The organism is Oceanobacter sp. ABM4_470 (genome assembly GCF_056158645.1).
This window is the reverse complement of the sequence record NZ_JBSWTR010000001.1, coordinates 3,088,546-3,101,387: the sequence shown is the minus strand read 5'-3', so window position 1 is coordinate 3,101,387 and position 12,842 is coordinate 3,088,546. Positions and strand designations below refer to the sequence as shown.

The 12,842-nt window shown below is 53.7% G+C and carries 9 protein-coding genes; 6 read left to right on the top strand and 3 right to left on the bottom strand.

Features of this window, described 5'->3' with window-relative positions:
* Positions 1–366: 366 nt before the first annotated feature.
* On the top strand, positions 367–2,592 hold the full coding sequence (locus tag ACXADJ_RS13730) for a FepA family TonB-dependent siderophore receptor (RefSeq protein ID WP_475066851.1): 2,226 nt from the start codon (positions 367–369) through the stop codon (positions 2,590–2,592).
* Between the two features lie 286 nt (positions 2,593–2,878).
* Positions 2,879–5,110, top strand: coding sequence for a FepA family TonB-dependent siderophore receptor (locus tag ACXADJ_RS13725; protein WP_475066847.1), 2,232 nt, complete (start codon positions 2,879–2,881; stop codon positions 5,108–5,110).
* 77 nt (positions 5,111–5,187) lie between these two features.
* Here the strand turns inward: ACXADJ_RS13725 and ACXADJ_RS13720 are convergent, their stop codons facing one another.
* Positions 5,188–5,808 (bottom strand): hypothetical protein, encoded by a 621-nt coding sequence (locus ACXADJ_RS13720; RefSeq protein WP_475066844.1) that lies wholly within the window; start codon positions 5,806–5,808, stop codon positions 5,188–5,190.
* Positions 5,809–5,854: 46 nt separating this feature from the next.
* Positions 5,855–6,253, bottom strand: coding sequence for a PKD domain-containing protein (locus ACXADJ_RS13715; protein WP_475066842.1), 399 nt, complete (start codon positions 6,251–6,253; stop codon positions 5,855–5,857).
* 159 nt (positions 6,254–6,412) lie between these two features.
* Between ACXADJ_RS13715 and ACXADJ_RS13710 the strand changes: the two genes are divergently transcribed.
* From ACXADJ_RS13710 to ACXADJ_RS13695, 4 genes are all read left to right on the top strand, one after another.
* A complete protein-coding gene (locus ACXADJ_RS13710; RefSeq protein WP_475066840.1) occupies positions 6,413–7,132 on the top strand; it encodes a response regulator in 720 nt (239 codons plus the stop codon).
* Positions 7,133–7,523: 391 nt separating this feature from the next.
* Positions 7,524–8,840 (top strand): D-amino acid dehydrogenase, encoded by a 1,317-nt coding sequence (locus ACXADJ_RS13705; RefSeq protein ID WP_475066838.1) that lies wholly within the window; start codon positions 7,524–7,526, stop codon positions 8,838–8,840.
* 207 nt (positions 8,841–9,047) lie between these two features.
* Positions 9,048–9,431 carry a RidA family protein gene (locus ACXADJ_RS13700; RefSeq protein ID WP_028295116.1) on the top strand — a complete coding sequence of 128 codons (384 nt, stop codon included), beginning with the start codon at positions 9,048–9,050 and terminating at the stop codon, positions 9,429–9,431.
* Between the two features lie 322 nt (positions 9,432–9,753).
* Positions 9,754–10,884, top strand: a complete 1,131-nt coding sequence (locus tag ACXADJ_RS13695; protein ID WP_475066836.1) for an extracellular solute-binding protein — start codon at positions 9,754–9,756, stop codon at positions 10,882–10,884.
* 758 nt (positions 10,885–11,642) lie between these two features.
* On the opposite strand, the gene ACXADJ_RS13690 is transcribed toward ACXADJ_RS13695, so the two are convergent.
* Positions 11,643–12,761, bottom strand: coding sequence for a polyamine ABC transporter substrate-binding protein (locus ACXADJ_RS13690; RefSeq protein ID WP_475066833.1), 1,119 nt, complete (start codon positions 12,759–12,761; stop codon positions 11,643–11,645).
* Positions 12,762–12,842 lie beyond the last annotated feature (81 nt).

Sequence of the window (12,842 nt, the reverse complement as noted above, 5' to 3'; positions counted from 1 at the left end):
GGGTCTTTTTTAGCTGTTTATTCACTGTTTTCTATAAGGGTATTGGGGATTTTGTCTTTTTATATTTTTAGGCCGTTTTTTAAAACGGATAAGCAGCGTTTTTGTGTGGGTTTTTCTCACAAACCCTTACGGTGCCTGACGTTTTTATGCATTGTAAGATCTGAAAATTCAAATATTTATTAATTTTTGTTTTGTAAGTACATGACGTGTTAATAGCAACGGAATGTTGCAAATAAACAGTATAATAACTAATGCGAATTGTTTTTATTTCGATGTTTCTTGGTGGTACGCTGCGACTCCTTTTTTGAGCCTTTGCTCATATATCTGACGAATTAATTTGCTCTGCATTATATAAAGGAGTTTTGAATGGCCCCTTCCCGACACTCAGTATTTCTGGCAACCCTGTTGCCATTGGCTGCGGCAATTACAGCGGTTAATGCTCATGCGGCAGATGACGGTTATGACGACCCCATCATGCTGGATACCCTGAAAGTAGAAGCAGCGTCCGAAAAGCTGAAACAAGCCCAGGGGGTGTCGGTCGTCACTGAAGAAGACATGAAGCGCCGGCCGGTATCGAACGATATTTCTGAGATCGTTCGTACTATGCCGGGCGTTAACTTGACCGGTAACTCCAGCACTGGTCAGTACGGTAACAACCGTCAGATTGATATTCGTGGCATGGGCCCGGAAAACACCCTGATTCTTATCGACGGCAAGCCGGTATTGTCGCGTAACTCCGTCAAGATGGGCCGTTCCGGTGAACGTAATACCCGTGGTGACAGTAACTGGGTGCCGGTCGAAATGATCGAAAGCATTGAAGTGATTCGTGGCCCGGCAGCGGCCCGTTACGGTTCAGGTGCATCCGGTGGTGTGGTCAACATCATCACCAAAAAGCCAGACACCGGCATGGCGCAAATCTCTGCTCAGTACGAAATGCCGCAGAACTCTGACGAAGGTGCCAACAAGCGTCTGAACATTCTGATGGCAGCGCCAATGGGCGACAACGCTTCCTTGCGCACCTACTTCAACTACAACAAGACCGATGGCGATGATCAGTACATCAATGCCGATGATACCGTTGAAGGCAGCAGCATCGCCGCTGGTAGCGAAGGGGTGATCAACCTCGACTGGAAATCGACTCTGACCTACCACGTTAACGACGAAAACAGCGTCGACTTTGATGTGGCCCTGAGCAAACAAGACAACATCTACGCCGGTGACAACTCCTTCCAGGGGGTGGAAAACAGCGATTACACCACCAGCAACATTGGCAGCACTACCAACAAGATGGACCGCAGCACCGCCGCGGTGACCCATCATGGCAGCTACGATTTTGGTAAATCCTTCAGCTACATCCAGTACGAACGCACGGTTAACCAGCGTTTGGGTGAAGGCTCTGCTGGTGGCGGTGAAGGTGCCATCAACAGCGACGAGTGGACCACGGTTGAGATGAAAAACATCAGCGCCAAGTCCGAGTGGGACTTGGCTTATGAAAGCCATACGCTGACGCTGGGTGCGGAAGTTCGCTACGAGAACATGTACGACGACGTGAATAACCAGGCCTCAACCCGAGTAGCGGACGATGTGGATCTGGGTGATACCGAGGTGAACGTCGAAGACCGTGATCCGGAAACCGAAGCACTGCTACTGGCGGTATATGTGGAAGATAACCTGCAACTGCTGGATAGCCTGACCGCCACCGCCGGTTTACGCTATGACCACCATGACATCACCGGTAATAACTGGTCCCCAAGCCTGAACCTGTCCTGGGCCACTACCGAGCAGCTGACTATTCAGGCGGGTGTATCGAAGGCCTTCAAAGCGCCTAACCTGTACCAACTGAACCCGAACTACGTCTACACAACCCGTGGTAATGGTTGTCCAAGCGATTACCCAAGCCTGGGTGGCGGTTGTTCGATTCTGGGCAACCCGGACCTGCAAAACGAAACCTCCATCAACAAGGAAATCGGTTTCAACTACCTGGCGGCGTCTGGCTTCAATGCCGGCCTGACGTACTTCCACAACGACTACAAAAACAAGGTCAGCACCGAAGGTACTGATCCGGTGTACACGGTTGCAGCCTCAACCGGTGATGCTGCTGACAGCACCCAGGTGTTCCGATGGGACAACATTCCGGAAGCCGTGATTGAAGGTATGGAAGGCAACCTGATGGTGCCAGTGGGTGAAACCATCGACTTCAGTCTGAATGCCACCGTGATGCTGGATTCCGAAAACAAAACCACCGGCGAGCCGCTGTCTCTGGTACCGGATTACACCATCAACAGCAGCATCACTGCCCAGCTGAGCGACAGTGTTGAATCTACTCTGAGCGCGGTGCACTACGGCCGTACCCCAAGTGCGACCACTACCACCACTGGTGATGAAGTTGAAAATCAGGAAGATCGCGCGCCGTACACCATCACCAACCTGGCGATGACCTGGATGGCACCGAACGATTTTGACGTCACCTTCTCTGTGAAAAACCTGCTGAATACCTCAGTAAAACGTGAAGGCACCTCGCTGAACGCCGGCGCCAATACCTACAATGAACCGGGTCGCAGTTTCCTGGCGGGTTTCACCAAGAAGTTCTGATCTGCTTCGGGATCAACACTCAGCCACAGCGCTGTGTTTCATGATGATTGGCCACTCCTTGCGAGTGGCCTTTTTTTTGCCTGAATCACTGAAAATGACTAGCAAAAATCACTCCCAAAGGCTAGCTCCAATACTGGAAACTGACCGTTTCATAATGAAAGAAAATATACAAATGATAATGATTTACATAATACTTCACATGAGTGTTAAGATGCGCCAACTTTTATGACACTCGTTGCTGTAAGTTGACAAAATGTGACCTACAGCACTTCAAAAGGAGTCCTGGATGGCACGCTCTCGCAGTTCTGTAGTGTTTGCAACACTGCTTCCCCTGGCCGCCGCAATCACGGCAATCAATGCACATGCAGCAGATGACGGATTTGAAGATCCGATCATGCTGGATACCCTGAAAGTGGAAGCGGCTTCCGAGAAGCTGAAGCAAGCACAGGGTGTGTCGGTAGTGACCGAAGAAGAGCTGCGTCGTCGTCCTGTTTCCAACGACATTTCTGAAATCGTTCGTACCATGCCGGGCGTTAACCTGACCGGTAACTCCAGCACCGGTCAGTACGGTAACAACCGTCAGATTGATATTCGTGGCATGGGCCCGGAAAACACCCTGATCCTGATCGACGGTAAGCCGGTGATGTCCCGTAACTCCGTCAAGATGGGTCGTTCCGGCGAGCGTAACACCCGTGGCGACAGTAACTGGGTGCCGGTTGAAATGATCGAAAGCATCGAAGTTATCCGTGGTCCTGCAGCGGCCCGTTACGGTTCCGGTGCATCCGGTGGTGTGGTGAACATCATCACCAAGAAACCAAGCGAATCCATGGCGCAGATTTCTGCCCAGCTGGAACGTCCGCAAAACAAACTGGAAGGCGGTTCCCGTCGTTTCAACGTGTTGGTGGCTGGCCCGGTCAGTGAGAAAGCCTCCCTGCGCACCTACATGAACTACAACAAGACCGACGGTGATGATCAGTACGTCAACGCCGAAGATACCGTCGAAGGCAGCAATATCGCTGCTGGTCGTGAAGGTGTGAAAAACATCGATATCAACTCCTCCCTGAGCTACCAGCAAGACGAGCGCAACAACTGGGACGTGGAAGTCGGTGTCAGCAAGCAGAACAACATTTACGCTGGCGATAACTCCTTCCAGGGTGTTGAGCGCAACGACTACACCATCAATAACATTGGTGGTACTACCAACAAGATGCAGCGCGCCACCGCCGGTGTGACTCACCATGGCAGCTACGACTTCGGTAAAACCTTCAGCTACATCCAGTTCGAGCGTACTGTTAATACCCGTCTGGGTGAAGGTAACGCTGGGGGTGGCGAAGGTCTGATCAACAGTGACGAGTGGACCACCGTGGCGATGAACAACATCAGCGCCAAATCCGAGTGGGATCTGGCGTTTGATACCCACACCCTGACTCTGGGTGCTGAAGCCCGTTACGAAATCCTCAACGATGGTATTAACAACCAGAACGGCATTAACGTTCCTGAAGGCACAGAGCTGGGTGACAACACACTGGACGCTTCCGAGCGTGATCCAGCCACCGAAGCCACTCTGCTGGGCGTGTACCTGGAAGACAACCTGCAGTTGGGCAGCATGCTGACTGCAACGCTGGGTCTGCGTTTTGACCACCACGACATCACAGGTAACAACTGGTCTCCAAGCTTGAACCTGGCGTTTGCCGCTTCTGACGAACTGACCTTCCAGGCCGGTGTGTCGAAGGCGTTCAAAGCCCCTAACCTGTACCAGCTGAACCCGAACTACGTATACACCACCCGTGGTCGTGGTTGTCCTACCGATTACCCAAGCGGCGGTGGCGGTTGTTCCATTCTGGGTAACCCGGATCTGGAAAACGAAACCTCGATCAACAAGGAAATTGGTTTCAACTACCTGGCAGCGTCCGGCTTTAACGTGGGTCTGACCTACTTCCACAACGACTACAAGAACAAGGTAAGCACCGAAGGCGAATCACCATTGTGGGTTGTTGATATCGGCGAAGGCGACGACGGCGTGATGGATTACACCCAGGTCTTCGTATGGGGCAATATTCCGGAAGCCGTGATCGAAGGTATGGAAGGTAACCTGTTGGTGCCATTCGGTGACACCGTCGACTTCAGCCTGAACGCGACTGTGATGCTGAACTCCGAGAACAAGAGCAACGGCGAGCCGCTGTCTCTGGTACCGGACTACACCATCAACTCCAGCATCACTGCACAGTTGACCGACAGCATTGAGTCCACCCTGAGCGCGGTTCACTACGGCCGTACGCCAAGCCCGACCTACACCACTGGTGGTGGCGAAGTGGCGAACCAGGACGACCGCATGCCGTACACCATTACCAACCTGGCAGCGACCTGGATGGCTCCAAACGATCTGGACGTGACGTTCTCCATCAAGAACCTGTTCAAGACCGAGATCAAGCGTGAAGGTACTTCTCTGAACGCCGGTGCCAACACCTACAACGAACCGGGCCGCAGCTTCCTGGTGGGCTTCACCAAGAAGTTCTGATCCCTGTTCGGATGTTTTCATTATGAATTGGCCACCCAATCGGGTGGCCTTTTTTATGCCTGTTAGCCAACCCCAAATCAAAGACGGTCGCGGCGATGACCGGGTGGAGCGTGGTGCATCAACGACGATTGCAGGGCAATGATGCGTGCATCCCGTTTGTGCAATACCCCTTTGAACGACTCGTGATTGTTGCGCACCCGATAGGCCAAATCTCCCAAGCCACCAGGGAACAGAGCAACGATCAAGGCCCGTGGAGCATCGCTGGGATCGAGCTGATAGCGGCGCAAAAGCAGCACCCGATTGATATCGTCGTCGGGGGTTAGCTGTTCAAAACCGGCCACCGCAAGGTCCCGAAAATGGCTTTTGACATGCTGGCCAAAACGCGAGATCAGCCGTAAGTGAAAATCCAGATAATCGTTGATGTCTTCAATGTGCTGCTCAAATTCCGCCTTGCTCAAACGGCCGTTCTGGTCGTCGTCGAAATGGCGTAACTGCACATGATCAAGGGTGGTGGTAACGGTTACCGTGCGGCCGTTGACCAGAACGTTCAAGCGTTGGTCGGGACCCCGGATATCGGCCATCTCTATTCTGGTATCAGCCATTACGATGCCTGACAGCAACCACAACAAGGTGGCCAACAGAAACGGCAAGCTGCGAAAGAAACCAACCAGCGCCCATATAGTGAGTGGATGTGACATACGGCAAACTCTTCAGCGATAAATCAGGTGATGGAAGAGTCACGGGTCAGGCGGGATTGAACGTTTGCGGTTCGTCAGGCCGGCGAACGGTAATCGCCACTTGGTCGGAACCAGTGTTACCGCCATCCGTGGCAGTTAACTCAAACACAATCGTCTGGTTGTTTGCGGGTGCGACAAACCGTACCTGGCCACTGAACTGCAACAGCGTCACCGTCGCCCCACCAACCTGATGCCAATACAAGGAACCAGCATTGCTGGTGCCGCTGAGAATCACGGTAGTGCCGGTAACAACCACCTTGTCGTAACCGGCATCCACCGTGATTGCACGACGCCCCTTGCGTCCATGATCTTCCGTGAAAACAGTCCCGGAGGGCTTAACCAGAGCTGCCTGCTGGTTTTCGGGTTCGGCTGCCTGACTGGCTGACGTTGTCAGTCCAACGCGCAAAACACCTTATGCATGAAGCAGCCTCTTCTGGATTAGCCCACTGGTAATGATGTCCCCTTAGATTAATGACTGCTCTTGCGACGACCCACGCGCAAAGTGTGGTTATTTGTGGCATGCTTGCGACAAATTGCGACATTTGAACCGGCGAGTGGAGTTTTAATGGCGACTTCAGCAACGCGCATTCTGGTACTGGATAACGACGAAGCCACCCGGGATCTTCTGGCAGATCAACTGGTGATTAACGGCTTCGATATCCTGCTGGCCGACACGGCCGAACAAGCGCGACAACTGTTGGATCAGCATCAAACGGATCTGGTGGTGATGGACGTGATGCTGGCCGGAGAAGACGGGATGGGGGTATGCCGTCACCTGTGTTCCAGCCGTCAGCTGCCGGTGATTATCGTGTCGGCGATGGCCACTGAAATGGACCGTATCATTGGTCTTGAAATGGGCGCCGATGACTACGTTGCCAAACCCTTTCACCCTCGTGAAATGCTGGCGCGTATTCGTGCGGTATTGCGACGGGGCATAGAGCCCGCAGGTGTAGCGCCACTGGCCAACCGCTATGAGTTTGACGATTGGCAGATGGATGTTCGCCACGGCGAGTTGAGTCACCGGCGCAAGGAGCAGCTGGTGAAGTTGTCGACCGGCGAAGCGCGCTTACTGGAAGTGTTGTTGGCGTTCCCCAACCAGGCGCTCAGTCGTGCCCAGCTGATGAACCTGGTTCGCGGCCGCGACAGCCTGCCATTCGAACGGGGGATAGATAACACCATCAGTCGTTTGCGGCGCAAGATGGAAGCCGACCCGGCCAATCCCAGACTGATCAAAACCGAGTGGGGCTCCGGCTACAAACTGGTGGCCGAAGTTCGCAGCTACTGAATGGCCACAGCAAAAGCGGTAGCCTCACTACTACAGCCAACCCATCCGCAATTACTGTGGTGTCAGTCAGTACTAACCTTTAGCCAGATCGCGTTGGCGACCCTTCCCAGGTGTAAAGCCTGGCCTACCCTGGCTGATGATGCGTTCGGGGGAAGACGTTTGATATATAAGGCTGTGCATAAAGGGTGCCGGTGTCGGCTGGTTGGATTCATCATCTAGCTGGAAATATGCCAACCCATGACCCTTGTCAGTGAATTGGTCAATAATGTCCAGCTCTTTGAGTATCTGGTTTTATGAACTGGATATTTTTTAAATAAAGGTTATTTCATCTGCAAAAGTTTTAAAAACGCAGTCTTTTACTGTGTGTTTGTTACTAGAATTTAAAACATGGATGAGCACTTGGGTGTTCAAAAAATTTCAGGTCAACGATTCTTTTAGCGAGAAAGACAAGATGAAAATTCTGGTATTGGGTGGTGGTGTGCTGGGCGTGTCGTCTGCCTGGTATCTGGCAAAGTCTGGCCATGAAGTGACCGTGATTGAGCGTCAAACCGGTGTCGCGGACGAAACCAGCTATGGCAACGCGGGCATGCTCTCCTATGGCTATACCAACCCATGGGCTGCTCCTGGTGTGCCATTCAAGGCGATGAAATGGATGATGCAGGACCTGGCGCCCATTCTGGTCAGCTCCTCTGCCATGAACGGCCACACTGCAGGCTGGATGATGAAAATGCTGCACGAGTGCACCGGCGAGGCGTACCGTACCAACAAGAACCGCATGCTGCGTATTTCCGAATACAGCCGTGTGTGCATGGACCGTCTGACAGCGGAAACCGCGCTGGATTTTGATCATCGTAACCAGGGCACCATCGAGCTGTTCCGCGATCAGGAAAAGATGGACTCCATCGGTGCTGACCTTGAATCCCTGCGTGAATGTGGCGTTGAGCACGCCGTGATTGATCATGATACCTGTATCAAGCACGAGCCGGCACTGGCCAATGTGTCCGAGAAGTTCGTCGGTGGCCTGCTGTTCCCGAAAGACGCGACTGGCGACTGTCACAAATTCACCATCGGTCTGGCGGAAGAGTGCAAGAAGCTGGGCGTGAAGTTTGAGTTCAATACCAAGGTGATGGCGCTGGAGTCGGAAGACGACGAAATCCAGTCGGTGATTACCTCCCGTGGCAAGCGCCGTGCGGATGCCTATGTACTGTGTCTGGGTAGCTACTCGCCGATGCTGGTACGTCCGTTAGGCATCAAGTTGCCAATCTACCCGATGAAAGGCTACTCGCTGACGCTGCCGATCATCGATGCCGACAAGGCACCGCAATCCACTGTGATGGACGAAGCCTTCAAGGTGGCGGTAACGCGCTTTGACGATCGTATTCGGGTCGGCGGCACCGCCGAAATTGCTTCCTTCGACCTGAGCCTGAAACCGGAACGCCGCAAGCCGACCGAATTCGTCGTGAACGACCTGTTCCCGGGCGCTGGTGACATTGAAAACGCCGAGTTCTGGTGTGGCCTGCGGCCGATGACACCGGACTCTGTGCCGGTGATTGGCAAGTCCCCAATCAAGAAACTGTACATGAACACTGGCCATGGCACCCTCGGCTGGACCATGTCGCAAGGCTCCGCCAAGCTGCTGGCTGATATCATCAACGAGCAGGAAACCGAAGTGTCTACCGAAGGCCTGTCGGTGGATCGTTATATCTGATTGCAGCCCGCCGGCGTGGGGCGATACGGCGCTCCGGGTTAACCCCTCCCCAAAGAGGCAAAGTTCTTCAGATCAGATGCCTGATTAATCAACAAACCGACGGCCCTGAGTATCCCAAGGGCCGTCGGTTTCGATATAAACTCCGAACCCACATTGTCCAGTCGTCACCACACTGGACCACGAATGGATCTATTAACTGAGGTTATTATGAGCAACAAGACCATCATCAGCACCGAAAACGCACCAGCCGCGATCGGCACTTACTCCCAGGCCGTTAAGGTTGGCGACATGGTATTCGTTTCCGGTCAGATCCCGCTGAACCCTGAAACCATGGAAATGGTTACCGAGTCTTTCGAAGCTCAGGCCGTACGCGTGTTCGAAAACCTGAAAGCCATCGCCGAAGCGTCTGGTGGTTCTCTGGCCGACGCCGCCAAGCTGACCATCCTGCTGTCTGACATGAGCTTCTTCCCACAGGTGAACGAAGTGATGGCGCGCTACTTCGACGAGCCATACCCGGCCCGTGCTGCGTTTGCTGTAAAAGCGCTGCCAAAAGATGCCGACATCGAAGTGGAAGCCGTACTGGCGCTGTAATCGCCCGTGCAGAGAAAACCGGACCCTGTTCGCAGGCTCCGGTTTTTTTGTTTCCCGGGTATTGCTGGCCGTGAGGAATGGCTGGTGATGAATAGTGGTGATGACAAAGCCATCAAAGTAGAAAAACGCGATCACCGTCGCCTTTGCAAGCCCCAATTACCCCCTGGGGGTATATATCCAGCGTGCTTGTAAATTAAACAATTTGTAAGCAATCAAAGCAGTGCAAACAATCATAACGGCTACCATCCGCACCGGGCCCATACCGCGTGCCGGTCACGCCCTGTGACCATTCCAACGAGTGGCCGAGCCGGAGAACATCAAGATGAACCCTTTTCGACCGCTTGCCCTCGTGGCAGGCCTGGTGGCGGCATGCGCATTGCCGTCCCACAGTGTTGCCGATACCAGCAACGATCAACCGGTATTAAAAATCCTCAATTGGGATGACTACATTGCCCCGGAAGTGATCACCGCCTACGAGCAGCAATACGGCGTGCAGGTGGAGTACAGCTACTACGCCAACCTGGACGGTTTTGTGGAGCAGTTTCTGGACCCCGAGAAACAGTTTGACCTGATTTTCCCGCCGTCCCATGTGGTTAATAAACTGGCCGAGAAAAAGCTGATTCGTGACCTTGATAGTGAGCGTCTGCCGGAACTGGGGGCCATTCGGGCCGACATCACCAATGAATACGACATGCTCGACGAAGGTGCCCGCTCTGCCGTGCCTTATATGTGGGGCACCACTGGCTTGGGTGTCAACACCGCCAAATTGCAGGCGTTGGGGCTGGGTGATTACATCGATTCATGGGCGCTGGTGTTTGACCCGGAAGTGCGCGCCAAAGCGAAGCAGTGTGGTATTGGCCTGCTGAACGAACGTGATGAGCTGTTTGCTGGTGCTCTGGCCTACCTGGGCTATTCAGTGAACACTATGAACAAGGACGAATTGCAGCAAGCAGGGGAGTTGCTGAAAGCCACTGCCGCCGACGTGACCTACCTGCACACAGTGCAGTTTCGTCAGGACCTGACCGACAAGAAAATCTGTGTGGCCGTGGGCTATTCCGGTGACTTGCTGGTCGCCGCAGGGGATGACCCGGAGCTGGCGTATTTTATTCCCCGTGAAGGCAACGCCCTGTGGATTGACGCCATGGCCATCCCGACCAACTCACCGTCGCCGGATCGCGCCTATCAGTTTATGAATTTTCTGATGCAAGCCGAAGTGGCGGCAGAAAATTCCAACTATCTGGAGTATCCGAACCCGATGGCCAGCTCGGCGCCGTATGTGGACCCGGAAATTCTCAACAACGAAACCATCTATCCGGCGATGACGGCGCTTCACCATATGGAAGCGCTGGCGCCACGGGACCGCAAAACCACCCGCATGATGCACAAACTGTGGGTTGGTGCGCTGTGTAACCGCGGCGGCTGGTGTTCCGTGCCCATGATGTCGATGTTTTAGGTTTGTCTGTATCCAGGGCGCACTGCGCCCCGTTTGCGGATACAGGATTCGGGAATAAATTCCCTCCTACAGGCTTTGCTACAAGTCATTTTCGCGCTCGTTGCAGGGTGCGCACTGCGCACCGTTTCCGGGTACAAGGTTCGGGAATAAATTCCCTCCTACGGCTTTGCTACAAGTCATTTTCGCGCTCGTTGCAGGGTGCGCACTGCGCCCCGATTTTGGCTGTTCCCCGAATCTACTTTTCTGCTGGCGTGTTCATCGCCGTGTCCTTGTCGGATGGCGCAAGCTTATCCGCCCTACGAATTACACATCTTGGGTTTCGCTGTAGGGTGCGCACTGCGCACCGTTTCCGGGTACAAGGTTCGGGAATAAATTCCCTCCTACGGCTTTGCTACAAGTTATTTTCGCGCTCGTTGCAGGGTGCGCACTGCGCCCCGTTTCCGGGTACAAGGTTCGGGAATAAATTCCCTCCTACAGACGTTGTTACACGTGATTTTTTCGCTCGTTGTAGGGTACGCACTGCGCCCCGTTTGCGGATACAAGATTCGGGAATAAATTCCCTCCTACGGCTTTGCTACAAGCCATTTTCGCGCTCGTTGCAGGGTGCGCACTGGGCCTCGTTTCGGGCTCTTTTATGACCGTCCGTCAGCCACAAAAAAGCCACCCCTTGGGGTGGCAACACGAGATTCCGATGTGGTAACCGGAATAGGGTTGGTGCTGTCGCAATAAGCGGCAGCACCCAACAACACCCGATCGGATTAACGACCGGTTTTGATGTTCGACCAGGTACGGTTACGTACGCGAGCGATTTTCGGGTCTTCCTCTTCACTGATAAACAGTTTGGCCATGACTTCGTCGGTCGGATAAATCGCCGGGTCAGAGGAAATCTCTTCATCCACCATTGGCAGTGAAGACGGCGTCGGGTTGGCGTACCACACGTAGTTGGTTACCTCGGCAATCACGTCCGGGCGCAGCAGGTAGTTGATGAACTTGTGGGCGTTCTCGGCGTTCTTGGCATCGGCCGGGATCATCATCATATCGAACCAGACTTCCGAGCCTTCTTTCGGAATGATGTAGGAAACCTCAACGCCATTTTCAGCTTCTTCCGCGTTCCAGGCGGCCTGGAAGATGTCGCCGGAGTAACCCACCGCCACACAGATGTCGCCGTTGGCAAGGTCAGAGATATAGCCGGATGACGTGAATTGCTTCAGGTAAGGACGTACGGATGCGAGGGTTTTGGCGGTTACGCTGTCGCCCTTGAAGTCTTTCATGCTCTTGGTGTTTGGATCGATGTTGTTATACAGCATCGCCAGCGGGAACATTTCGTCGGAAGAATCGAGGAAGGTTACACCACACTCGGCCAGCTTCTTCATGTTTTCCGGTTCGAACACGTAAGCCCAGCTGTCGATCTCAACGTCGTCACCCAATACCTTCTGGACTTGCTCGTAGTTCACGCCAATGCCGGTGGTGCCCCACAGGTAAGGCACGCCGTACTGGTTGCCTGGGTCTTTCTTCTTGAGGCGATCCATCAGCTCGGTATCAAGGTTCTTCAGGTTTGGCAGCTTGCTCTTGTCGAGTTTCTGGAAAATGCCTGCCTTGATCTGCAATGCCATGAAGTTGGAGGTCGGCACGACCAGGTCATAGCCTGTATTACCGGCCAGCAGTTTGCCTTCCAGCGCTTCGTTGCTGTCGTAGACGTCGTAGTTGACCTTGATGCCGAACTCTTTCTCAAAGTTGGCGATGGTGTCTTCGCCAATGTAGTCGGACCAGTTGTAGAAGTTCAGCACCTCTTCCGCCTGGCTAACAGGTGACAGGGTCGCGGCCGCCAACAGGACCGAGGAGAGGAGGGTCGTGCGCGTGGAATAACTCTTCTTCATGCGATGTTGCCTCTTTTCTTCATTGGGCATGTGCGGCCGGTTTATCCGGCCGTCCTTGTTTGGCCATTGTTGATCAATGAT